Annotated in this window: 28 protein-coding genes; 8 read left to right on the plus strand and 20 right to left on the minus strand. The window is 70.4% G+C overall.

Going from position 1 to position 22,573, the window contains the following annotated elements; all coding sequences use genetic code 11:
• Positions 1–80: 80 nt before the first annotated feature.
• From GGR04_RS07000 to hisB, 11 genes are all read right to left on the minus strand, one after another.
• On the minus strand, positions 81–623 hold the full coding sequence (locus tag GGR04_RS07000) for a TadE/TadG family type IV pilus assembly protein (RefSeq protein WP_183199136.1): 543 nt from the start codon (positions 621–623) through the stop codon (positions 81–83).
• Entirely contained in the window at positions 620–1,192 is a 573-nt protein-coding gene (locus GGR04_RS07005) for a TadE/TadG family type IV pilus assembly protein (protein ID WP_183199137.1), read from the minus strand. The genes GGR04_RS07000 and GGR04_RS07005 overlap by 4 nt, the downstream gene beginning before the upstream one ends.
• 4 nt (positions 1,193–1,196) lie before the next feature.
• Positions 1,197–2,552 (minus strand): TadE/TadG family type IV pilus assembly protein, encoded by a 1,356-nt coding sequence (locus GGR04_RS07010; RefSeq protein WP_183199138.1) that lies wholly within the window; start codon positions 2,550–2,552, stop codon positions 1,197–1,199.
• 110 nt (positions 2,553–2,662) lie between these two features.
• The gene (gene coaA, locus GGR04_RS07015; protein WP_183199139.1) at positions 2,663–3,619 is read right to left on the minus strand and encodes a type I pantothenate kinase; all 957 of its coding nucleotides are present in this window, start codon (positions 3,617–3,619) and stop codon (positions 2,663–2,665) included.
• Positions 3,620–3,627: 8 nt separating this feature from the next.
• A complete protein-coding gene (locus GGR04_RS07020) occupies positions 3,628–3,948 on the minus strand; it encodes a phosphoribosyl-ATP diphosphatase (RefSeq protein WP_183199140.1) in 321 nt (106 codons plus the stop codon).
• 38 nt (positions 3,949–3,986) lie between these two features.
• The gene (gene hisF, locus GGR04_RS07025; protein ID WP_183199141.1) at positions 3,987–4,769 is read right to left on the minus strand and encodes an imidazole glycerol phosphate synthase subunit HisF; all 783 of its coding nucleotides are present in this window, start codon (positions 4,767–4,769) and stop codon (positions 3,987–3,989) included.
• Between the two features lie 53 nt (positions 4,770–4,822).
• Positions 4,823–5,377 (minus strand): Uma2 family endonuclease, encoded by a 555-nt coding sequence (locus tag GGR04_RS23875; protein WP_246392900.1) that lies wholly within the window; start codon positions 5,375–5,377, stop codon positions 4,823–4,825.
• Positions 5,378–5,456: 79 nt separating this feature from the next.
• Positions 5,457–6,188 (minus strand): 1-(5-phosphoribosyl)-5-[(5-phosphoribosylamino)methylideneamino]imidazole-4-carboxamide isomerase, encoded by a 732-nt coding sequence (gene hisA, locus GGR04_RS07035; protein ID WP_183199143.1) that lies wholly within the window; start codon positions 6,186–6,188, stop codon positions 5,457–5,459.
• Entirely contained in the window at positions 6,188–6,844 is a 657-nt protein-coding gene (gene hisH, locus GGR04_RS07040; protein ID WP_183199144.1) for an imidazole glycerol phosphate synthase subunit HisH, read from the minus strand. Before hisH ends, hisA begins: the two co-directional genes overlap by 1 nt.
• Positions 6,841–7,314 carry a DUF2628 domain-containing protein gene (locus tag GGR04_RS23880; protein WP_183199145.1) on the minus strand — a complete coding sequence of 158 codons (474 nt, stop codon included), beginning with the start codon at positions 7,312–7,314 and terminating at the stop codon, positions 6,841–6,843. The genes hisH and GGR04_RS23880 overlap by 4 nt, the downstream gene beginning before the upstream one ends.
• 10 nt (positions 7,315–7,324) lie before the next feature.
• Positions 7,325–7,933, minus strand: a complete 609-nt coding sequence (gene hisB, locus GGR04_RS07050; RefSeq protein WP_183199146.1) for an imidazoleglycerol-phosphate dehydratase HisB — start codon at positions 7,931–7,933, stop codon at positions 7,325–7,327.
• Between the two features lie 327 nt (positions 7,934–8,260).
• On the opposite strand from hisB, the gene hslV reads away from it, so the two are divergent.
• A complete protein-coding gene (gene hslV, locus GGR04_RS07055; protein WP_246392902.1) occupies positions 8,261–8,824 on the plus strand; it encodes an ATP-dependent protease subunit HslV in 564 nt (187 codons plus the stop codon).
• Between the two features lie 4 nt (positions 8,825–8,828).
• Here the strand turns inward: hslV and GGR04_RS07060 are convergent, their stop codons facing one another.
• The 4 genes from GGR04_RS07060 to GGR04_RS07075 form a co-directional block, all read right to left on the minus strand.
• Positions 8,829–9,401 (minus strand): NnrU family protein, encoded by a 573-nt coding sequence (locus GGR04_RS07060; protein ID WP_183199147.1) that lies wholly within the window; start codon positions 9,399–9,401, stop codon positions 8,829–8,831.
• A 142-nt stretch (positions 9,402–9,543) separates the two neighbouring features.
• Positions 9,544–10,017, minus strand: a complete 474-nt coding sequence (locus tag GGR04_RS07065) for a GNAT family N-acetyltransferase (protein ID WP_183199148.1) — start codon at positions 10,015–10,017, stop codon at positions 9,544–9,546.
• A gap of 74 nt (positions 10,018–10,091) precedes the next feature.
• Positions 10,092–10,859: a glucose 1-dehydrogenase gene (locus GGR04_RS07070; protein ID WP_183199149.1), complete on the minus strand. Its 768-nt coding sequence runs from the start codon at positions 10,857–10,859 to the stop codon at positions 10,092–10,094.
• A gap of 197 nt (positions 10,860–11,056) precedes the next feature.
• Entirely contained in the window at positions 11,057–12,166 is a 1,110-nt protein-coding gene (locus GGR04_RS07075; RefSeq protein WP_183199150.1) for an aldo/keto reductase, read from the minus strand.
• 110 nt (positions 12,167–12,276) lie between these two features.
• Between GGR04_RS07075 and GGR04_RS07080 the strand changes: the two genes are divergently transcribed.
• Positions 12,277–13,212 carry a LysR family transcriptional regulator gene (locus tag GGR04_RS07080; RefSeq protein WP_183199151.1) on the plus strand — a complete coding sequence of 312 codons (936 nt, stop codon included), beginning with the start codon at positions 12,277–12,279 and terminating at the stop codon, positions 13,210–13,212.
• Between the two features lie 118 nt (positions 13,213–13,330).
• On the opposite strand, the gene GGR04_RS07085 is transcribed toward GGR04_RS07080, so the two are convergent.
• On the minus strand, positions 13,331–13,738 hold the full coding sequence (locus tag GGR04_RS07085; protein ID WP_183199152.1) for an integron: 408 nt from the start codon (positions 13,736–13,738) through the stop codon (positions 13,331–13,333).
• A 501-nt stretch (positions 13,739–14,239) separates the two neighbouring features.
• On the opposite strand from GGR04_RS07085, the gene GGR04_RS07090 reads away from it, so the two are divergent.
• Positions 14,240–15,130 (plus strand): potassium channel family protein, encoded by an 891-nt coding sequence (locus GGR04_RS07090; protein WP_183199153.1) that lies wholly within the window; start codon positions 14,240–14,242, stop codon positions 15,128–15,130.
• Positions 15,131–15,219: 89 nt separating this feature from the next.
• Here the strand turns inward: GGR04_RS07090 and GGR04_RS07095 are convergent, their stop codons facing one another.
• Positions 15,220–16,482: a porin gene (locus GGR04_RS07095; RefSeq protein WP_183199154.1), complete on the minus strand. Its 1,263-nt coding sequence runs from the start codon at positions 16,480–16,482 to the stop codon at positions 15,220–15,222.
• Between the two features lie 244 nt (positions 16,483–16,726).
• On the minus strand, positions 16,727–17,089 hold the full coding sequence (locus GGR04_RS07100; RefSeq protein WP_183199155.1) for a hypothetical protein: 363 nt from the start codon (positions 17,087–17,089) through the stop codon (positions 16,727–16,729).
• A gap of 508 nt (positions 17,090–17,597) precedes the next feature.
• Here GGR04_RS07100 and GGR04_RS07105 point away from each other — a divergent pair.
• From GGR04_RS07105 to GGR04_RS07115, 3 genes are all read left to right on the plus strand, one after another.
• A complete protein-coding gene (locus GGR04_RS07105) occupies positions 17,598–17,816 on the plus strand; it encodes a hypothetical protein (protein ID WP_183199156.1) in 219 nt (72 codons plus the stop codon).
• Between the two features lie 158 nt (positions 17,817–17,974).
• Positions 17,975–18,196, plus strand: coding sequence for a hypothetical protein (locus GGR04_RS07110; protein WP_183199157.1), 222 nt, complete (start codon positions 17,975–17,977; stop codon positions 18,194–18,196).
• Positions 18,193–18,522, plus strand: a complete 330-nt coding sequence (locus GGR04_RS07115; RefSeq protein ID WP_183199158.1) for a hypothetical protein — start codon at positions 18,193–18,195, stop codon at positions 18,520–18,522. Before GGR04_RS07110 ends, GGR04_RS07115 begins: the two co-directional genes overlap by 4 nt.
• A gap of 255 nt (positions 18,523–18,777) precedes the next feature.
• On the opposite strand, the gene GGR04_RS07120 is transcribed toward GGR04_RS07115, so the two are convergent.
• Positions 18,778–19,143: a hypothetical protein gene (locus tag GGR04_RS07120; RefSeq protein ID WP_183199159.1), complete on the minus strand. Its 366-nt coding sequence runs from the start codon at positions 19,141–19,143 to the stop codon at positions 18,778–18,780.
• Between the two features lie 26 nt (positions 19,144–19,169).
• Between GGR04_RS07120 and GGR04_RS07125 the strand changes: the two genes are divergently transcribed.
• Entirely contained in the window at positions 19,170–20,870 is a 1,701-nt protein-coding gene (locus GGR04_RS07125; protein WP_183199160.1) for a methyl-accepting chemotaxis protein, read from the plus strand.
• Between the two features lie 133 nt (positions 20,871–21,003).
• Here GGR04_RS07125 and GGR04_RS07130 read toward each other — a convergent pair whose 3' ends face one another.
• Positions 21,004–21,675 carry an HAD-IA family hydrolase gene (locus tag GGR04_RS07130; RefSeq protein ID WP_183199161.1) on the minus strand — a complete coding sequence of 224 codons (672 nt, stop codon included), beginning with the start codon at positions 21,673–21,675 and terminating at the stop codon, positions 21,004–21,006.
• 182 nt (positions 21,676–21,857) lie between these two features.
• On the opposite strand from GGR04_RS07130, the gene GGR04_RS07135 reads away from it, so the two are divergent.
• On the plus strand, positions 21,858–22,571 hold the full coding sequence (locus tag GGR04_RS07135; protein WP_183199162.1) for an SOS response-associated peptidase: 714 nt from the start codon (positions 21,858–21,860) through the stop codon (positions 22,569–22,571).
• The last annotated feature ends 2 nt before the right edge of the window (positions 22,572–22,573 follow it).

Below are 22,573 nucleotides of genomic sequence, written 5' to 3' on the forward strand. Positions count from 1 at the left end.
CTGTCAACTCCCCGGCCCTGCGGAGCGCTTCAAATGCGGCGCGAGGATGATCGGCGGCAGGGGAGCGGGAACGCGCTCCTTCAGTCGGACTTGGCGATGGCAGCGATGAAGCGCGGCCGGTTCGCGGCGAGGTTGACGTGCTCGCCGGAGACGAGGCCAAGCCCGCCGAAGAGCGGATCGTAGGAGACGGCGGTCTCCACCAGGACCAGCGAATCGCCGTCGGCGACCACGGGCAGGCTGTCGGTGGGAATGTCGGCGGTGCGAAGCGCCGTGCGGGGGGCCACGGCATAGGACCACGCGACCGAGAACTTGCCGCCGGAGCGCGTCAGGCTGCTGATGCGGTATTTCGTGCGCTCCGCCGTTCGCGAGACCATCTGCAGGAAAAGCTGCTGCGTGGTGGAAAGGAAGGCGTCGTCGACGGGATCGGTGCGCCGCGACAGGAGATCGCCGATGGTGAAGGTGGCCTTTTCGGCGTCCTGCGAATCCCGATAGGCGACGAACAGCGTGACGCAGCCGAGCAACAGCACGATCAGCACCGGCGCGATCAGCGCGAACTCGATGGCGGCGACGCCGCGCCGGTCGCCGAGCCATCGCCGCCAGGAGGTCGCACGCCGCGCCCTCACGTGCCGGGCTCGCTGAGGAAGGCCGAACTCGTCGCCAGGCGGTAGCCGCCCTTGGCATCCTTGGGAAGCTGCAGCGCCAGGCCCATGAGCGGCGTGATCGGATCCACCACGATGCAGACGCGCACGAAGGTGATCTTGGCGCGGGCCGCGCTCTGGAAGCTGGTGACGGGGCGGGCGGTGGTGCCCCGATCGACGCAGGTCGCTGCGGCGGTGGGGAAGTCGGAGGCCTTCTCGACGAGGCGCATCTCCACCGTGGCGACCGCCTCGCAACCGGGGATCACCATCGCGCGATCGCACACCGCCTTGCGGATCTGGGGTTCGGTGGTGGGCGCGTCGGGCCCGCCGATTCGGACCTCGCGCACGGTGATGTCGAGCGCCCGGTCGAGGAGGGTCGCCTGCGTCATCATCCAGCCCGCCTCGAGCGTCGAGAAGACGATCGCGAGGAAGATCGGCGCGACGATGGCGAATTCCAGCGCCACGCTGCCGCGCCGCTCGCCGCACAGACGGCGAAGGGCGCAGGGGCGGCGGGAGGGGGAGGGACCGGAGGGGGAGCGACTTCTGGCTGCCATCGGCTCACTTCACCAGCCGGATCTGCTGCAGGGTGGTGGCGATGGAGCGGAAGGCGGTGGCCATGTCGAGGCCGTCGACGCGGTAGGCATAGCCCAGTTGGCTGGCGCAGCTGGCGATGCTGTTGGCGACCGAATTGTCGCTGATGGCGAAGGCGATGGTGAAGATCGTGATGCCCTGCTTCTTGGTGTAGGCGCAGACCTGCTTGTAGAGGGCTTCGGACTGGCTTTGCGTGTAGATCTGGTTGGTCTGGGGAATGTTGCGGTCGGTCACTTCCGCCTCGCCGTTGGTGGGCCGGGGCTGAAACCCGATCTGACCGTCGGTCATCAGCACGATGAACTTCATCGTGTCCTTGTCGTCGAAGGCGGCAGGCCGGGAGCGGAAGGCTTCGGGGATGGGGGCCAGTCCCTTGTCGCCGATCGCCTTCAGCGAGGACTGCATCGAGGGGTTGAGCAGCAGCTCGCCCCATTTCATGCCATAGGCGGTGCCGGTGCCGTCGAAAGGCCGCAGCAGTTCGACGCGGTTCTTCAGATAGGTCACGTCGTTCGTCGGATAGGTGATCCCCGCCTCGTCGGTCGGGCACCACCAGGGCTGCTTGCCGGCGGCCGAGATGTTGTAGACGCTGAAATGCGGCACCTGCTTGCGGAAGGCGAAGGTGGGCGTGCCGGCCGCAAAGTCGCCGCTCGGCAACTCGAAGCACCAGGTCTTCTCCTGGATCACCCGACCGTGGAGCGGCGTCAGCCCGTAGAACGGCGTCGCCAGATACTGGTAGATGGCCTTGCTCCCGGCGCTGACCTGGCCCGCGAAGGGCACGATGGAGACGGAGGTGAAGGGGCGCACATCGGGCTTCAGCATCGTGTCGAGAAAGCTCTTGGCCGCCGGCTTCAAGAGCTTCATGCCGCCATTGTCGAGCATCGAGCCGGAGATATCGAGCACCAGCGACAGTTCGATGTTCTGGCGCGCTTCCTGCGCGGTGGCAGCGGCTGCGACGTCCAGCTTGCGGATGTCGGCCAGCTGCAGGAAGGAAGGCACGTAGGTGACCTTCGCGCCCGCTGTGATCTTGCGGTAGTTGGTGCGCTTCTCCTCCGACAGGGTGAGCTCCGCGGTGGCACCGCCCGGCACCGTCCGCAGGTAGCTCATGACCACCTTGCGCGGATCCTCGCTCTGGTTGAGCGCCGCGGCCGCCAGCACGCCGCGATCGAGCGCGTCCTGCAGTGCGACGCGGATCTTCTCGTGTCCGACGAAATCCACTGCGCCGCCGGCGAGCAGCGTCATGGGGATGAGCAGCAGCGCCGCCATGATGGGAATGTTGGCGCCGCGCTCGAAGCGCAGGAAATTTCGCAGACGAAAAAGGAGCGGCATCGACCCACGCTTCGAGGAACGAGCCGACGATACATAAGGAAGACTTATATGATCTTAACGTCTCCGAAACTCGGGACGGCTCCGGCCGGCGCCCTCGCGGACCCGTCCGTTCAGATCTTGCGCAGCGCCACCTGCTCCACGAGGTGGTTGCCGCCCTTACGCAGGATGAGGTCGGCGCGCGGGCGCGTCGGCATGATGTTCTCGACGAGGTTGCGGGCGTTGATCTCCGTCCACAGCCGCTCGGCCACGGTCAGCGCTTCGGTTTCCGAGATCAGCGAATAGCGGTGGAAGAACGAATTGGCCTCGCGGAAGGCCGTCTCGCGCAGGCGCATGAAGCGCGCCACGTACCAGCGATGGAGATCGGCGATGTCGGCGTCGATATAGATCGAATGGTCGAAGAAGTCGGAGACGAAGGGCACGACCTTGCCGTCGCGCGGCATCTCGCGCACCTGGAGGACGTTCAGCCCCTCGAAGATGAGGATGTCCGGCTGGTCCACGGTGACGCTCTCTCCCGGCATCACGTCGTAGTGGAAATGCGAGTAGACGGGCGCCTGCACCCCCCGCTCGCCGGCCTTGATGTCGGAGAGGAAGCGCAGGATCGCCGCGACGTCGTAGCTCTCGGGAAAGCCCTTGCGCTGCATCAGCCCCTCGGCCTCCAGCACCGCGTTGGGGAAGAGGAAGCCGTCGGTGGTGACGAGATCGACCTTCGGGGTGCCCGGCCAGCGGGCGAGCAGCTCCTTCAGGATGCGCGCGGTGGTGGATTTGCCGGCGGCGACCGAGCCGGCGATGCCGATGATGAAGGGGGTGCGCGCCTGGTCGGAGCCGCGCAGGAAGCGCTTGCGCTGGCGAAACAGCGACTGCGAGGATTCGACATGGGCGTAGAGCAGGCGCGAGACCGCCAGATAGATGCGTTCGACCTCGCCGACGTCGATGGCGTCGCCCACCGAGCGCAGACGCCGGATCTCGTCCTCGGTCAGCGTCAGCGCTTCGCGGCCCCGGAAGGTCGCCCACTGGGCGGCCGAGAAGAAGTGGTAGGGCGAGCGCGTCGCGGGGATGAGCGGGTCCATCGGTGCGCTCAGGCCGCCGGCGTCCGGGCGGCCTTTTCCTCGAGGCCCGTCCGGCGCGTGCGGCGCTCCAGCTCGGCAAGGATGTCGGCGAGCGGCACGCCTCTGAGATGCAGCACCACCATGAGATGGTAGAGGAGATCGGCGGCCTCGCCCGTCAGCGCCGCGCGGTCTTCACCCAGCGCCGCGATCACCGTCTCGATCGCCTCCTCGCCGAGCTTCTGCGCGGCCTTCGGCAGCCCGCGCGCGGCGAGCTGGGCGGTATAGGAGGCGGGGTCGCCGGAGGTGGCCCGCTGCGAGACGAGGGTCTCGAGGTCGCTGAGATCGAACATGAGGGCTCCCGGGCCGTCTTGGGTGGGGATGGGCGCCGTCAGGCGGGGTCCTGGCGCATGGCGATGCCGGCGACCTGCATGTGGGCCTTGGCCTCGGCGATCGTATGCTGGCCGAAATGGAAGATCGAGGCCGCGAGCACGGCCGTGGCGCCGCCCTCGCGGATGCCGTCGACGAGATGGTCAAGCGTGCCGACGCCTCCGGAGGCGATCACCGGCACGGCGACGGCCTCGCTCACCGCGCGGGTGAGGCCGAGGTCGAACCCGGCCTTGGTGCCGTCGCGGTCCATCGAGGTGAGGAGGATCTCGCCGGCGCCGAGCGCCACGACGCGGCGCGCGAAGGCCACGGCGTCGATGCCGGTGGGCGTGCGCCCGCCATGGGTGAAGATCTCCCAGCGCGGCGTCTCGCCGTCAAGCGAGACGCGCTTGGCGTCGATCGCGACGACGATGCACTGGTTGCCGAACTTGTCAGCGGCCTCGGCCACGAATTCGGGGCGCACCACGGCGGCGGTGTTGATCGACACCTTGTCGGCGCCGGCCAGCAGCAGGCGGCGGATGTCGGCAACCGCGCGCACGCCGCCCCCGACCGTGACGGGCATGAAGCAGGCCTCGGCGGTGCGCGCCACCACGTCGAAGATCGTCTCGCGATTGTCGGAGGAGGCGGTGATGTCGAGGAAGCAAAGCTCGTCCGCACCGGCCGCATCGTAGCGCCGTGCCGCCTCGACGGGATCGCCGGCATCGCGCAGCCCCTCGAAATTGACCCCCTTCACGACGCGGCCGTCCTTCACGTCGAGGCAAGGGATGATGCGGGCTTTAAGGGTCACGGGGGGTCCTCCGGGACCAGGATTGCAGGCGGCGCGAAGGCCGGATGGCCGCCTTATGCGATGGCGCGATAGAGATCCGCAAGGGCGAGTCGCAGGTCGAGGCCGTCGAGCGTGACGCTTTCGTCCCGGCCGGCGATCATCTCCGGCGAGCCGAAGGCGCCGTCCTCGCCGCGGCGCCAGAGCCAGAGGCGGGGCTCGTCCTGCGACAGGACGAGGTAATGCAGGAGCGAGGGGAGGGCGGTGTATTCGGCGGCCTTCTCGCCGAAGTCGATCGCGAGCGAGGAGGGCGAGAGGATTTCGGCGATCACGAGCGGCTCGGACGTCGCGAGCTCACGCCCGTCTCCCTCGTCGCGCAACACGAGCACGTCGGGATAACGGATGCCGGCGGACGTCCGCACACCGAAGTCGGCCGCAGTGATCCGCAGCGCCCGGTCGGCCATTGCCTGCCGAAGGGAGAAGGCGAGCTGCAGAAACAGTTCGGCATGACGCCGCGACCCGCCCGTCATCATCTCGACGATCCCTCCCCGAACGAACTCGCGCTTTCCCTCGCGTCCTTCGTTCCAGCGAAGGAAGTCGTCGGCGGTTCGGATAGGCGCCTGAATGTTCATGGCGCGCATCATAGCGCCGGCTCGCCGCCCGCAAAAGCCCGGCGGGAATGACACACGTGAAACGTGGCCGCCCAGCGCCTCACCCGAGCCGCGCCAGCGCCTCTGCCGCGTCGATGCGGCCGTCGTAGAGGGCGCGGCCGGTGATGGCGCCTTCGAGATGGGCGGCGTCCGGGCCGGCGAGGCGATCGATGTCGGTCATCGAGGCAAGGCCCCCGGAGGCGATTACGGGGACCCTGACGGCGTGGCCGAGGGCGATCGTGGCGTCCCAGTTGATGCCGGCCAGAATGCCGTCGCGGTCGATGTCGGTGTAGATGATCGCGGCGACGCCGGCGTCCTCGAAGCGCCGGGCGAGATCGGTCGCGGTGAGTTCGGAGGATTCCGCCCAGCCCTCGACCGCCACGTGGCCGCCCTTGGCGTCGATGCCCACAGCCACCTGGCCGGGAAAGCGCCGCGCGGCCTCGCGCACCAGCGCGGGATCGCGCACCGCCACCGTGCCGAGGATGACGCGCGCGAGACCCGCCGCCAGCCAGCGCTCGACGTCGGCCATGGCGCGGATGCCGCCGCCGAGCTGCACCTTCACCGTGGAGCCGACCGCCGCCAGGATCGCCTCCACCGCCGCGCCGTTCACCGCGCGGCCCTCGAAGGCGCCGTTGAGATCGACGACGTGGAGATGCGTGAAGCCGGCCTCACGGAACGCCAGCGCCTGCGCCGCCGGGTCGGTATTGTAGACGGTCGCCTCCTCCATCAGCCCGAGCTTGAGGCGAACGCACTCGCCGTCCTTGAGGTCGATGGCGGGAAAGAGGATGGGCATCAGGGCTTCCAGCGCAGGAAATTGGCGATGAGGGCGAGGCCGAGACGCTGGCTCTTCTCGGGGTGGAACTGCGTGCCCGCCTTGTTGTCGTGCGCCACGATCGCGGTGACCGGGCCGCCATAGTCGGCGACGGCCACCACCTCGGCCTCGTCTCTCGGCACGAGATGGTAGGAGTGGACGAAATAGGCGTGGAGGCCACTCTCGCCGGTCTCGATGCCCTCCAGCAGCGCGTGCGGGCGCAGCGCGCGGATCGTGTTCCAGCCCATCTGCGGGATCTTGAGGGCAGGGTCGGCGGGCACGATCGGCTCGACATCGCCGCCGATCCAGCCGAAGCCCCAGCTGATCGTCTTCTCCAGACCCCGCTCGGCCATCAGCTGCATGCCGACGCAGATGCCGAGGAAGGGCACGGCGCGCCGCTCCACCGCCTCGCGCAGCGCTTCGCCCATGCCCGGCACGGCGTCGAGCCCGGCGCGGCAGTCGGCATAGGCGCCGACGCCCGGCAGCACCACGCGGTCGGCCGTGCGCACGACCTCGGGATCGTCGGTCAGCGCGATGCGAGCGTCCAGCCCGGCTTCGCTCGCGGCGCGCTCGAAGGCCTTGGTGGCCGAGCGCAGATTGCCCGAGCCGTAGTCGATGATGGCGATCGTCTCGCTCACGTGCGTGCTCCGTCGAAGAGAGTGCGGCCGGGCGCGCGGCGCACCGAAGGCCCGCTCAAGGGCTCGGCGCCCTTGATCGCGGCCGGCAGCGTGTCGACGGGCTCGGCGGTCTCGCCCGCGAAATAGAGCGCCTCCGCGTCGCGCCGGCCCCGCGCCGCGACCACCGCCGCCTCGCGCCAGCCTTGGGCCCGGTAACGCCGCAGCCGCAGCGTCGGCCCTTCCAGCGCCACGAGCAGCCCAACGAGCAGCGGCAGCGCGGCGGCCGGCAGGCCGAAGCCCTGCGTGCCCGCGGCGGAGGCGACGGCGAGATCGAACAGCACCACGGCGACCGCCGGCCACCAGAGCCGATGGCGCAGCAGCCACAGCGCCGGGATCACCACCGCGAACGGCCGGAACCCGTCGCGCACGAACACGGCCCGATCCGAGCGCGTCGCCTCGCTCGCCGGCTCCAGCACCACCCAGCGCGTCACGGTCGCGCGCTCACGCCAGCATGCCCTTGGTGGAGGGCACGAGGTCGGCCTGGCGCGGGTCGATCGACAGCGCCTCGCCGAGCACCCGCGCCACCGCCTTGAAGCAGGTCTCCGCGATGTGGTGCGAGTTCTCGCCGTAGAGCGTCTCGATGTGCAGCGTCAGCCCGGCATTGACCGCGAAGGCCTGGAAGAACTCGCGCACCAGCTGCGTGTCGAACGCGCCGATCTTCTCGGTCGGAAACCGCGTCCGGAACACCAGGAACGGCCGCCCCGACACATCCACTGCCGCGCGCGTCAGGCACTCGTCCATCGCCAGATCCAGCGAGGCATAGCGCCGGATGCCCCGCCGCTCGCCCATCGCCCGGCGGATCGCCTGGCCCAGCGCAATGCCGACATCCTCCACCGTGTGGTGGTCGTCGATCTGGTAGTCGCCCTTCGCCTCGACCCGGATGTCGATCAGCGAATGGCGCGCCAGATGATCCAGCATGTGGTCGAAGAAGCCGACCCCCGTCGCGACGTTCGCCCGGCCCTGCCCGTCGAGATCGACGTGGACGCGGATCTGCGTCTCCTTCGTCGCCCGCTCGATCGCGCCGTCCCTGCGTCCCGCCGTCTCGCCCATCGCACCCGTCCTCGCTTCGCCTCGCCGCTTCATATAGAACCCCGCCGCGCGCGCCAACCGCGGGTGGTGCGGGGGAGAAGCGGGGCTGCCGCCCCGAGCCCCGCCCTGGGGCTGACACCCCCGGACCCCCGCTTCTTTTCGATCCGAGATCGGGGTGGGCCGGCGGCCCGCCCCGATCTCGGACTGAAGTGAGGGGGATCCAAGGGCCTCGAGGCCCTTGGCGGGGTCTGGGGCAGAGCCCCCGTCTTCTCCCCCGCGCGGCCCGCCCTTGGCGCGGGCGGCGGTGGGTTCCCATATGGGCGGGCAACGGAACAGGACGAGACGAGCATGATGGACCAGCACGACCCCGCGAAGATGTATGCGACGACGATCGTCACGGTGCGCAAGGGCGGCAAGGTGGTGATCGCGGGCGACGGTCAAGTGTCGCTCGGCAACACGGTGATGAAGGGCAATGCGCGCAAGGTTCGGCGCATCGGCAAGAACGGGCAGGTGATCGCCGGGTTCGCGGGGGCGACGGCGGATGCGTTCACGCTGCTGGAGCGGCTGGAGGCCAAGCTCGAGCAGTATCCCGACCAGCTGATGCGGGCCTGCGTGGAGCTGGCGAAGGACTGGCGCACCGACCGCTATCTGCGGCGTCTGGAGGCGATGATGATCGTGGCCGACAAGTCGGTGACGCTGACGCTGACCGGCAATGGCGACGTGCTGGAGCCCGAGAACGGCGTGATCGCCATCGGCTCGGGCGGCAACTACGCGCTGGCGGCGGCGCGGGCGCTGGCGGAGACCGATTTCGACGCCGAGGAGATCGCGCGGCGCGCCATGCGGATCGCCGGCGAGATCTGCATCTACACCAACGGCAATGTGGTGCTGGAGAGCCTCGACGCGGCGGCGTGAGCGGTCAGGCGAGCGGCGAGACGCCGATGAGCCATTGGTGGAGGCCCGCCAGGAAGGCGACGGCAAGACCGAGGCCGATCGCGAGGGCGGCGACGTCGCCCACCGCGCTGACCGGGCCGGCGACGGGATGCGGTGCGCGGCGGACCGAGGCGGCGTAGTCGGCGACGGCCCACGCGAGGAAGGCGCCGAAGAGCACGACATTGGCGGTCTCGCCATTGGCGAGGAGGTGGCCGAGGGCCCAGAGCCCGACGCCGAGCACCATCGGGTGGCGCGCCGCGCGCTTGATGCGGCCGGCGGGCGCATAGGCGGCGGCGACCAGCACGAAGGCCGCGGGCACGAGAAGGAGCGCGAGGTGGCGGAGGCCAGCCGGCGGCAGCCAGACCTGGCCGGAGGCGGCGAGCGCCTCGCGGTAGCCCTGGCCGATCAGCACGAGGCCGAGGAGCGAGAGCACGGAATAGCCGATCTTGTAGGGCGTCTCGCCGATGCCCGCGATCAGCCGGGCGCGCGGGGCCTCGCCGGCGAGACGCAGCGAGTGGATGCCGAGAAAGAGCACGAGGCCCAGAACGAGAAAGCCCATGACGATCGCCTCCGAACGGGCCGGCGGGCCCGACGGGGGAAGCCTAGACCAGTTTGGCAGCGAGCGGGATCGTCTTGCGGTCGCACCGCGAGGTGAGTGCCGGAGCGGTGGGGACCTTGCGCCCACCTGCGGCCCCCCCGCCTCAGGTCCGCCCTGGCCTCCAGGCATAATGGATCACGGGATCGCCGGATCGCGGATGGGTGCCGCGCCCGGTCGCCGCGAGGCCCTCTCGCTCGTAGAAGCGGCGGGCGCCGGCGTTCGCCTCGCGGGTGAAGAGGGTGAAACCGCCGGGCATCGCGGCCTTGGCTCCGTCGAGGAGCCGGCGCCCGATCCCGCCCCTGAGCGAGGCAGGTCGTACGAAGAGCTCTGCCAGAACGCCCTCGGCCGGATCGATCGCGCTGAAGCCGAGGAGGTCGGGCCCAACCGCCGCGACCGTCAGGCGCCAGCCGCGCTCCTGCTGGCGCTCGAGGCGCTCGCGCATCGCCGCCACCGGCAGCAGCGTGGCCGGCCCGACGCCGGGCAGGCTCGCGCTCGCATGCCAGAGGGCGGCGACGGCGTCGAGATCGCCGGCCTCGGCGGGCCGAAGCCGGCAGTGCGGCGGGGGAACGGGTGGCACGGCTCTCTCTGGTTCGGCGCGCGTCCGGGGAGGGCGTTGAACCCGCGCCGGCCGCGCGGGCGGCAAGGGGTGGATCAGACCGCGCTCGTCATGCCGCCGTCGACATAGAGGATCTGCCCGGTGACGAAACTCGCGGCGTCGGAGGCGAGAAAGACCGCTGCGCCCGCCAGCTCCTCGACATCGCCCCAGCGACCCATCGGCGTTCGCTTCGTCAGCCAGCCCGAGAATTCGGGGTCCTCGACGAGCGCCTCGTTGAGCTCCGTGCGGAAGTAGCCCGGCGCGATCCCGTTGACGCGGATGCCCTTCGGCCCGAGCTCGGCCGCGAGCCCTCGGGTCATCATCTTCAGCCCGCCCTTGGAAGCCGTGTAGGGCACGATCGTCGGCCGCCCGAGCTCGCTCATCACCGAACAGACGTTGACGATCGCGCCCCGGGCGCGCGGCACCATGTGGCGGATCACCGGCTGGGACACGTAGAAGGCGCTCATCAGGTTGGTTTCCATCACCTGCCGCAGCGCCGCCAGCGGAAACGTCTCGATGGGCGCACGCTGCTGCATCCCGGCGTTGTTCACCAGGATGTCGATCGGACCCATCTCGGCTTCGATGCGGTCGATCTCGCGCGCGGCCGCCCCCGGATCGGTCACGTCGAAGACCGCCGCCCGCGCCTCGATGCCGAGTTCGGCGAGTTCGGCGGCGGCGGCCGCCGTCTGCGCGGCGCCGCGTCCGTTGACCACGACGCGCGCCCCCGCCTTTCCGAGGCCGAGGGCCAGCGCTCGACCGATGCCCCGGTTCGAACCGGTCACCAGAGCGATGCGGCCGCCGAGGTCGAAGGGATTGGGAACCATCGTCTCACGCTCCTGCAAGGCGGCCCTCGGCGGTGAAGGACACCGCGGTCGCGAGCGCCTCGTGGAGGCGGAACGCGCCTCGAACTCCTTAGTCGTGATCGCCGGCATGTGCAAAGCCACCTCCGTGCCCCAGCCGACGCAGACGAGAATGCCGCGCACACGAAGGAGGATCCGCGGCGCACGCCATCCGGAGCGCCTCAGCTCCCGCTTCGAACGTCGGCGCCGCCGAAGACGATCTGGTTGCGGACCGCCGGCTTGAACAGCCCGTAGAGGAAGCCTTCCGACCCGCCGCTCGCCTCTTCCAGCATCGCCGCGTGCTCCGGTGCGAGGGTCACGTCGAGGGCGCCGACATTGTCGTCGACCTGCTCGGGGCGGCTGACGCCCATCAGCGTCGAGGCGACGCCGGGACGACCGACCACCCAGGCGAGTGCGATGCGGGCCGCGGACTCCCCGGCCTCCACGGCGACGCGCTTCAGGACCTCGACGATCCGCCAGTTGCGCTCGGTGAAGAGGCTGTCGCCGAACGGGTTGTCACCGTCGAGGCGCTTGTCGCCGTCGGCCCGGGCCTCGCTCGTCGCGCCGCCCTGGTTGGGCACGCCGCCTCGGCGCGCGCCGCCGGCCTCGACCGAGGCCCGGTCGTATTTTCCGGTGAGGAGGCCATAGGCGAGGGGGCTCCAAGGAACGAGGCCGAGGCCCGCCGAACGGGCGAGCGGCAGGTGCTCGGCTTCGACGCCGCGCTCCACCAGCGAATAGAAGTATTGAAGGCCGACCGGGGCGGGCAGCCCGCGCAGCCGGGTGATGGTGGCGACCTCGGCGGCATACCAGGCGGGGGTGTTCGAGAGCCCCCAGTAGCGGATCTTGCCGGACCGCACGAGGCCGGCCATGGTCTCCACCATCTCCTCGGCCGGGGTGATCCCGTCCCAGACGTGGAGCCAGTAGAGATCGACGAAGTCCGTCCGCAGGCGCTTCAGCGACGCTTCGACGGAGGCGTGCAGATGCCGCGAGCCGTTGCCGCCCGCGTGGGAGCCGCGGCCGGTGGAGAAGCCCGACTTCGTCGCGATCACCATCCGGTCGCGAAGGCCTTCTTCTGCGACGAACCGGCCGACCATCTCCTCCGAATGCCCGCCCGCATAGACGTCGGCGGTATCGACGAAATTGCCGCCGAGCTCGACGTAGCGGCGCAAGACGGCCCGGCTGGCGTCGTCGTCCATGCCCCAGCGGGGCGTGCCGAAGGTCATCGTGCCGAGCGCCAGCGGACTGACGAGCAGGCCGGAGCGGCCGAGGGGGCGATAGGTCTGGAGGTTCATGGCTGCAGGCTCCGTTCGGGATCGGCGGGGATCGAACCCCGAAGATGGACCGGACACCGGCGTTCGATCAGGTCATGATCGGCGCATGGGTTGCTGAAGGAGATTCACGAATGGATCGAGACCTCTGGTCCGGCCTCGCCGTCTTCGCCGAGATCGTGGAGGCGGCCAGCTTCGCGAAGGCGGCGGCGCGGATGGGCCTCTCGCCCTCCGCGCTCAGCCACGCGATGCGCGCCCTCGAGGCCAGGGTCGGCATCCGCCTCCTCGACCGGACGACGCGCTCGCTCGCCCCGACGCAAGCCGGCGAGGCTCTCCTCGCGCAGCTGCGTCCCGCGATGGCGTCCGTCGAGGGGGCCCTCGGCGCGCTCGACGCCGGGCGTGCGCGTCCCGCGGGACGCATCCGGGTCAACGCCCACCGCATGGCGGCCGTCCATGTCGTGCTGCCGCGGCTGGCGGGCTTCGCCGAGCGCTGCCCCGAGGTCGCGGTCGAACTCGTGGTCGACGACGGGCTCGTGGACATCGTCACCGAACGCTTCGACTGCGGCGTGCGCCACGAGGGCCAGCTCCAGCGCGACATGATCTCGGTGCGCATCAGTCCTCCCGTGCCGCTCGTGTTCGTCGCCGCCCCCGCCTATCTCGCCTCGCGCGCCGCCCCGCAGGCGCCGGACGAGCTGAGCCGGCACCGCTGCATCTGCTACCGCTACACTTCGGCGGGAACGATGCATGTCTGGGAGTTCGTCTCGGGCGAGCGGATCGTCCAGCAGCCCGTTCCCGGCTCGTTCGTGACCAACGACGTCGACGTCATGCGGGACGCCGCCGTCGGCGGCGTGGGCGTCGCCTGCCTGCCCGCACCCCATGTCGAGGCGCAGCTGAACTCCGGGGTGCTGGTCGAGATCTTGCGGGGCTCGGCGCCGGTCCTGCCGCCCAACCACCTCTACTATCCCCATCGGCGCCAGCCAAGCGCCGCGTTCCAGGCGTTCCTCGAGGCGATGCGGAGCCCCGCCGGGACCGCCCTCGCCTCTGCCGGGAATGGCGAGCGGGCCCTATGAGCGATGGGCGTTTCGAGGGGCGAGGAGATCGTCATCGACGAGCCGCCTCGGCCCGCACGCGGCGCCCGAGACGTTTCAGGTCGCGCAACGCGGCGGCTCCTCGCTCCGAGGACGAGCGTCAGCCGGCGACGATCTCGACATGGCTCGCGTGCACCCAGCCCGAGCGGCAGGGGCCGCGATAGGCTCTGCGCTCGGCCTGCGGCGAGCCCGTGCCGCAGTCGGTGTCCGATCCCTCCGGCGCATAGACGACGCCGAGCCAGCGGCCGCGCTCGTCGCAGACCGTCACGAGGCGCTGCGGCCCGAGACGGTCCAGCTCGGCGTGTCCGGAGCCCGGCCCGGCGCGCACCGCGAGGACGTTGTCGCCGGCGGGATCGAGCCCGACCACCTGCCCGAGGCTCAGGCAGGCGTCGAGATCGCTCTCGCCGCCGACGAGGACGGGGGTCGCGTCCCCTCCTCGAGCCGACAGGGGCGAGAGGAGAACCACCAGCACCGCGAGCGATGCTCGGGAAGGGCATGTCCGGATCATCGTCAGGTCTCGTCGCTCGGGGGTGAAACGGAAGGGCGTCGGACGCGGCCGACGGCGTCGACCCGCAGCGTTGCTGCCGGCGATCGCCGATGCCGGTCGCGGCGCCGCCGCGAACGGCCGGAAGATGCGGTCCGTCGCGATCGAACGCGGGTTCGGCCGAGGCTGCCGCGATCGAGACGAAAGGGGGTCGCGCAGGCCACGACCCGCGCCGGCGAACGCCGCGACGCCCATGCCTGCTCCTCCCGTCTCCCGCTCGAACCGGACGCTCACGTTCCGCATCTCCCGACGATCTCACGGGGCGGGACGGCGCCGCAAGGTCATGGGTTCGGCACCGCGCTCCGCTCGCCCCGGTCGCCGGGCCGGCCCGTCGGCCTCCTTGCCTCGAAGATCGTCCCTTGAGCCGGCGTTGCGGGTATGCCACCCCGGCAGGAGGACGGCCCCCCGCGCCAACGATCCGCATCGTCGTCGCGGTCTCGCCGGGCATCTCGAAGGATGACGACGATGGCAAGCAGGCCGGACGACCTTCCCGACGATCGCCCGTCCGGCGACCCCGAGCGGGACGCGGTCCCGATCGGCACCGTTCTCAGCGGGCGCCGTCGCGAGGGCCGCGCTCCCGCCGTTCCCGGCCGCGCCGCCTGGCGCAATCGTCTGCGCGGGCTCTATGTCGGCACCGGGGGGACGGCGACCCGCTTCCAGCGGTCCGTCGCGATCGTGGATCTCCTCATCATCGCCTTCTTCGTCGCCAGTCCGGTGATCCAGGGTTGGCGCGGCTTTCTCTGGATCGACTATTCGATCGCCGTGCTTCTGGCGCTCGACCTCGGGGCCCGCGCCCTCGCCGCGAGGCGCCTGTCGAAATGGGCGCTGCGCCCGGTCGTCTGGGTCGATTTCGTGGTGCTCGCCACGTTGCTCGCCCCCGCCTGGATGGTCAATCTCGGCTTCCTGCGGATCCTGCGGCTCTGGACGCTCTCGCAGAACGACTTCTTCTGGCGCTTCCTGCGCCGGCACGGCCGCCAGGACTGGGAGGACGCCGCCCGGGCGATCGTCAACCTCGTCACCTGCCTCTTCGTCATCACCGGGTTCGTCTACATCGCGTTCGCGGGCGCGGGGTCCGGCATCGAGAACTGGATCGATGCCCTCTATTTCACCGTCGCGGCGGTCACCACGACCGGCTTCGGCGACGTGACGCTGCCGGGCACGCTCGGCAAGCTGACGTCGATCGTGACGATGATCGTCGGCATCTCGCTGTTCGTGCGTCTGGCGCAGGCCCTGTTCCGGCCCTTCAAGGTGTCGTTCCGCTGCCCGCGCTGCGCGCTGATGCGGCACGAGCCGGACGCCGTGCATTGCAAGGCCTGCGGCCATGTCCTCGCCATTCCCGACGACGGCGGAAACTAAGAGGGGGGCGCGCCGCGCCCATCGGGTGGGCCGACACGAAAAGGGCCGGCGTCGCCGCCGGCCCTCGATTTCCGAACGATCGCTTCGGCTCAGAAGTCGCGCTGGAAGCGCAGGAAGCCGGCGAACTGGTCGGTCTCGCCGAGCTGGTCGAAATCGACGTTCTTGTAGTTGACCTCGAGCAGCGAGGCGAAGTTGTCGGTGATCTGGTAGCCGAGATTGACGACGCCGGCGTAGTAGTCGCCCTTCGAGGCGACATAGGCCGCGCCGCCGGTGGGCAGGCTGGTGAGGAAGGCGGTGTCGAAGGTCTCGCCGTACTGGCCGGCCACGGCGAAGCCGAACTTGCCGATCGCCTGCGCATAGCCGGCGCCCGCCGCCCATTCGAGGAAGATCGGCAGGGAGCCGGGGGTCGGGTTGAGGATGGTGGAGTTGTTTTCCGACAGCGAGGCCACCGTGGCGAGGCCCGGGATCGCGGCGTAGACGGTGGGGTCGAAGGCGTAGTGACCCTCGAACTTCAGCGTCGAGTCGGCAAACAGCAGGTCCTTCAGCGACAGGCCGGCCTTCAGCGCGAAGGCGTCGTTGTCGCCGTCGTCGAGGAGAAGCGGCGAGCCCGGCAGGATCACCGGATAGAACGTGTTGCCGCCGATCTCGATCGCGTCGAGCCCGAAGGCGCTGTTCACGTCCTCGTCGTTGAAGGTCTCGTCGTAGACGGCCGAGACGAAGGCGGCGCCGAAGGCCCCGGAATAGACCAGCTTGCCGTGCACGTCGGGCACGGCGTCGCCGGTGGCGTCGTCCTCGATCCCGAGCGTCGCCGAGAAGCCGTTGGCGGCGAAGGTGTAGGAGGCCTGGTTGGTGTTGAAGTCGCCGACCACGAGGTCGGTGTCGGTGAGGAGGCCGTCCTCGATGCCGCCGATGTCGGACGACCACATGGAATCGCGATAGCCGACGAGCAGCCCGCCGAGCTGGGCGAAGGCCTGGTCGATCTCGACCTCGTTGTCGGCGCCCGAGGTGTTGGTGGTCTGCAGGCGGGCGAAGGCGCGCAGCGTGCCGAACTCGGTCTCCTCGCGCGCGTCGAGGTTAAGGCGCACGCGGTAGCTCGAGCCCGCCTGGTAGTCGTCGCCCTCGAGATTGACGGCGGGATCGCCGGCGAAGGTCGTGTCGTAGCGAATGTAGCCGCCGATCGACAAGCAGGTCTCGGTGCCCGGAATGTAGTAGAAGCCCTTGCCGTAGACGTCGCAGACGCGGACGTAGTCCATCGGCTCGGGTTCGGCCATCACCACGGCATCGGCGGCGCGTGCGCCGCTCCACGATGCCAGAACCGCGGCGGACGCGAGAAGAAGTCGTCTCCGGACCATGCGCGAATATTCCCCCGTCTCGCATTTGATCTTCGTTCCTTATGAAACCCGCGATCGACGACGCTCGCAACCTGGAAACGGACCGACGAGGCACTCCGCGCGTCGCTGTTGCATCGTGGTCACGATGGACCGCCGCCCGGGGGGCGGCGGCGCCGCGCCGGCGCGCGAGGCGGGAAACCGGCGTTTCGCGATGGACCGGGAGGGGCTGCGACGCGGGTGCGCGATGCCGGCATCGCACGGGGTCTCAGTCGAGGAAACGCGTGCTGTCGCGGGCACCGGCCGGGTTCGCCGGGCCTGGAACGGCGGGTGCCGGAGGGTCGAGGAGGGTGGCATCGAGGGTGGCGGGGGCGAGCGGAACGAGGATGGCGGCGGCCGGGTCGCCGGCATCGGGCGCCTCGCCGGCCTCGATGCGCCTCTGGCGCATCTGCTCGGCCATCCAGCCTCGAACCCATTCGAGATTCTGCCCCGACCCGAAGGGAAACCGGCAGGCGGCAGTGGGAAGGTTCGTCCGGAAGGCCTCCGCCCCCGCCTGCTGCACCGACTTCATCGCGAAGGGCGCCTTCGCCTCGGCGAGCGGAACCGGCGAGAGCGGGGGGAGGATGGCCATCGGTTCGGTTCCTTGGAACGAAGAGCGATCGGGGAGCGATCGCTCGGAGATGGGCGTGCATGTCGGCGGCCTGGGCGTGCGCGGGCCATGCACGACCGCAGGGCTTGAGAGCGCCGGCCGGCTTCGGACGATCTCGCCGCCTCGGTGAAGGACCGGTCCGGCAGACGCGGCGGTGGCGCAGCGAAGGGGCGAGACGGCGCAAGGGCTAAGACGGGGGCAGGGGCAAGACGGGGCTCGGACTCGCCGCCCTGTTATGCGCCGTTTCTCATGCATTGCAATGAATTCGGTCTGCATGCGAAAAGTCGTTGTCTCGATCATCGGCAAGAAAATCAATACCGCTCGCGAACGAAGCCGACGTCAAAAAATAAAACGGCCTTCCGAAAAGCCGAGATGCTTATTTTTCCGTGAACGGCTTCTAGATAAGAGGGCGAGGCGCCGAGATCTTTGCCGGGTCCGTCGTGGGCGCAGCCCGCGGCCGTCACCGGCGGGCGGCCTCGGGAGACGCGCGATGTTCGGCTATCAGGGCGGCGAAAGCACCGAGACCGTCGCGCGCAAGCGCGGCTCCATGAAGGGCGCGCAGGCGCGCTGGCCGTTCATGACCCGCTACGACCTCACCACGATCCACAACGAGGCGCAGCTCACCACCCTGGTGCGCGACCGGCTGGGGCTCTCGCGGCCGGCCGCCGACGCCGAGGTCGCCCTCTGGCTCGACGGCAAGTCCTTCTAGGCCGGACGCGCGAACCCGGCATTTTCCGCGGGTTCGCGTGTCGGTTCGCCCGCCGCGGGCGGTCGGCGGGCGGGAGCCCACGGCAAGCCGCCATGCTCCGCCGCGCCGACCATCGCGGCGTTCGTCTTGCCCGTTCCTCCCGACCCGAAGGCGCCGCCATGATCCGAAGCCGCCCACCCCATGCCCTGCGCGAGCCGTTGCGGCTCGTTCGCTCGATCCCCGACGCCGCGCTCGCGCGCCTGCCGGCCGCGTCCGAAGCGGTCCGCCAGGCCGCCGAGCGGCGGCTGCGGCGGGTCCGCATGGCGCTCGAAGACAGCGTCGCCGCCATCCGCCTTCCCCGTCGCGTTTCGGGGCCCGTGCCCGAAAGGATTCTCCCATGACCGACAGCGCTTCCACGACAGCCGACGTTTCCGAGACCGCCAGCATTTCGACGACCGACGTCGTTTCCAAGGTGATCGACTACGATCTCCCGGCCGACGTGTTCTGGACCACCAGCGCCCGGCGCATCACGCCGAAGGGCAACATGCGCTTTCGCTCGTTCCCGTCGCTGAGCAAGGCGCTGGTCTTTCTCGCCGACCGCACCGAGCCGCGCTACCGCTGCGCCATCGACATGACGGACGCGCGCTTCGAAGGGCAGGAGATCGAGCAGCTGCTCGAGCGCATGACGCCTCGCGCCGCCGAGGCCGGCGCCCTGCGCGCGAGCTGAGGCGCGCCGCCGGCGGCGAGGACGCAGGGCGTCTCCGCTCGGGGTGGAGAGCCCGTTCGGGGGTGAGTGCCGGGTCGTGACGCCGACGAAGGGCCCGTGCGGAGACGGACGCCGCTTGTGTGTTCGCCGACTGCCGGTCGCGCAGGGGTTCGTGTCGTGAAACCCCGACGTTCGATCCGCCGACGAGCGGAGGAAACGGGATGGCGGAGCAGAACGACCGCAGTTTGGTAACGACCTCAAGCCGACGCCGACGCCTCAAGCCTTCGACAAGGTGCTCGCGTCCGCCGTGGTTTCGGCCTTCGTCTGTGTCATCCTGACGCTGGTCGCGATCATGCTCGGCTGAGGCTTGCCGACGGGGAGGCATCGGCCACGATCCGTCGAACGGATGACGCGGGACAGGCCGCGCGCCTGCGGACCGGAGTGGTCACCGGGCAGGTTTGCCGGTGCCTCGGTCCCGATGCCGACCGAGCCGACCGTCACTCGACGATCGCGCCAGATGCTCCGGCGATCGACCGCACGCGCCGGACCCGGCCGCCGCGTCGTTGTTTGCCGATGCGGACCATATGGATGTCGATCGCTTGCCGCTCCATTAATATCGTCATCACGATTTTCAGTCTTCATGATCGTCAGTCTTGGAGGCCATTCGCATGCGCTTGACGATCAAAACCAAACTGGCGGCCTCCTTCGCGACGGTCCTGGCCATGCTCTGCGTCACCGGTTCCGTCGGCGTCACCAGCCTTCGGCAGTCGGAATCGATGCTCGACGGCGTGCTCGCCGGTCCGTTCGAGCAGAGCAAGCGTCTCCTCACCGCCCGCGCCTATATTTCCGACGTCGGTCGGCTGGTGAACACGCTGCACGGCGTGTCCGACCCCGCGGTGTTCGACGACCTGTCGCAGACCGCGATCGAACGCTCGAAGGCGGCCAGCACGCTGCTGGCGACCTACGGCCAGCTTCAGGGCGGCGGCGGCCTGCCCGAGATGGCAGCCGTGCAGGAGAAGTCTGCAGCCTACGAGGCGGCGGCCCGCGCGGTGATCGAGAGCCTGACGCGCTTTCGCGCCGACCGTGCTGGCGCGGCGGCGGCCGAGGGAGAAGCCAATGCCATCGCGGACGGGACGATGCGGCCGATCATGTCGGCGATGGTCGACGACCTCAAGGTGCTGATCGAGCACGAGAACACGCAGAACGTCGCGCTCGCGCAATCGAACCGCGAGACCGCGCACGCCCGGCAGGTCCTGCTGTTGGCGATCGTCGCGGGCACGCTGCTCGTCGGGTTCGTCGCCGCGCTGCTGCTGTCGCGCTCGATCGGGCGCGGGCTGGCCCTGGTGTCGCAGGCGCTCGGGCGCTTTCGCGCCGGCGACCTCACGCCGGCACCCGTGCATGGCCGCCGCGACGAGATCGGCGATCTCCTCGCCGTGGTCGATGGCACGCAGAGCAAGCTGAACGCGGTGATCTCGGGCGTGCGCGCCGCCGCCGCCGAGGTCGCCTCCGGCGCGGCCCGCTCGGCCGCCACTGCCGGGCAGCTCTCCTCGGGCTCCACCGAGCAGGCGGCGGCCTCCGAGCAGGCGTCCGCTGCGGTGGAGCAGATGACCGCCAACGTTCGCGGGAACGCCGACAACGCCAGCCAGACCGAGGGCATCGCGACGCGGACCTCGTCGCGCGCCGAGCGCACCGGCGTCGCGGTCGCCGCCTCGGTGGAAGCGATGCGCACCATCGCCGAGAAGATCCAGGTCGTGCAGGAGATCGCCCGGCAGACCGATCTCCTGGCGTTGAACGCGGCGATCGAGGCGGCGCGCGCCGGCAGCCACGGCAAGGGCTTCGCGGTCGTCGCCTCCGAGGTGCGCAAGCTCGCCGAGCGCTCTCGGGTGGCGGCGCAGGAGATCGGCACGCTCTCGGCACAGACCCTCCTCGCTTCGCAGGAAGCGGGGTCGATGCTCGGGGCACTGGTGCCCGACATCCGGCGCACGGCCGAACTGGTGTCGGAGATCTCTGCGGCCTGCCGCGAGCAGTCGGTCGGGATCGACCAAATCAACCAGGCGATCCAGCAACTCGACCAGGTGACGCAGGCCAATGCCGGCGCCGCGCACGAGATGTCGTCCACCGCCGAGCAGCTGTCGGCCGAGGCCGGGCGTCTCGACGAAGGCGCCGCCTTCTTCCAGCTGGCGGCGGCCCCGGCAGCGCCCGCCGCTGTCGCAGCGTCGCCCTCGCGGCAGGACAGCATCCGCACCCTGCAGGGCAAGGTCCGGGCCTTCGGCGCCGCCCATGCCAAGCCGCGGCCCGCGGCGGACGCGCGCGCGGGTTTCGCGGTGGATCTCGGTCGCGGCGAGGGCTTCGAGCGCATGAGCGGCTGAACCGCCGCTTTGGCCGAAGCTCGGCGACGACGCGGCGCGGCCTCGAGCCGAAGCGACTTGGCTCGCGAAAGGGCACGGGACCGGCCGACGAGATCGCTCCCCCCTCGAGCCGACCGGCGACGGCCGCGTCGGCTTACGCGGCGGCGGCGGTGAAGCGCAGTCGCCCGTCCGGCATCGGCGAGGCGCGCAGCGCCGCGTAGCCGGCGATCGCCGGATGCGGGGTGGTCATGGGATGGGCGTGCGTCGCCGTGATCACCACCACCGCGGCACCCGAGGCCTCGGCGGCCCGGATGCCGGCCGGGGCATCCTCGAACACGGCGCAATCCTCGATCCGCTGCCCGAGCCGCCGCGCGCCTTCGAGAAAGCAGTCGGGCGCGGGCTTGCCATGCGCGACGTCCTCGGCGGTGACGAGCACGGGCGGCACGGGAAGGCCGCCAGCGGCCAGGCGCAGCAGCGCCAGCTCGCGCGGCGCCGAGGTGACGATGGCCCAGCGCTCGCTCGGCAGCGACGAGAGGAACGCACGGGCCCCGGCGATGGCCTCGATCCCACCCAGATCGGCGCATTCGGCCGCCAGCAGCGCGGCCGCCTCGGTCTCGGGATCGACGCCGGGCAGATTCAAGCGCCGCACCGTGTCAACCGCGCGAATGCCGTGGATTCCCGCCAGGAAGGACGCGACGTCGAGGCCGTGCCGGATCGCCCAGGCGCCGTAGACGCGCTCGGTCACCGCGATCGAGGAGAGGACCGTGCCGTCCATGTCGAAGAGGAAGGCGCCGAAGCTGCGGTCTCGATAGGCATGGGCGGGCATGGCGATGGTCGATCCCGTTGGCGATCGTCAGGCGGGGAGGCGGTCCCGCGCCCGGTGGCGCGTTCCGCTGTACCTCGTCCGGCCGGGCGAGGCCAGCGCGGGTGCGGGCGAGGAAAGGTCGGCGGCTTGCGGTCCCCTCGCCGGGGCTTTCAACGTCGGCGCGCTCGTGCTCCTGTCCGCCGATGTGCGATCTCTACGCGATGACGACGGGTCAGCCGGCCCTCCTGAAATTCACCGGTGTGCGGCGGGACCGCGCCGGCCCCGTGCCGCCGATGCCCGCTCGCTTTCCCGACGACGAGGCGCCCGTGGTGCGCTACGTCGACGGCGTGCGTGAGCTCGTGCGGATGCGCTGGGGCATGCCTTCGACGACCTTCGCGCTGAAGGGCCGGGCCTACGATCCCGGCGTCGCCAACGTGCGCGACACCAAGAGCCCGCATTGGCGGCGCTGGCTGCCGCCCGAGCATCGCTGCCTCGTGCCCTTCACCTCCTTCGCCCATTACGACGCGACCGAGGAGCGTCGCAAACGTCCGGTCTGGTTCGCCGCCGACGAGAGCCGTCCGCTCATGGTCTTCGCCGGCCTCTGGACGGCCTGGACGAGCGTGCGCAAGATCGGCGAGGGCGAGGTCAGCGTCGACGCCTTCGCGCTGATGGCGACGGACGCCAACCGGCTCGTCGGCACGGTGCACCCCAAGGCCATGCCGGTGATCCTCACTGACTCCGACGAGATGGACGTCTGGCTGCGGGCGCCCTGGCGCGAGGCCGCCAAACTGATGCGGCCCTGGCCGGAGGAGGGGCTCGCCATCGTCGCCCGCGGCCGGCGGCAGGATGCGGGACGCTCGGCCCCGGCGACGATGAGCGAGACGGTCCCCGGCAAAGCGAGCGAGCCCGCGGGCTGAAG

This window comes from Aureimonas pseudogalii (genome assembly GCF_014196835.1).
Classification (GTDB): Bacteria; Pseudomonadota; Alphaproteobacteria; order Rhizobiales; family Rhizobiaceae; genus Aureimonas; species Aureimonas pseudogalii.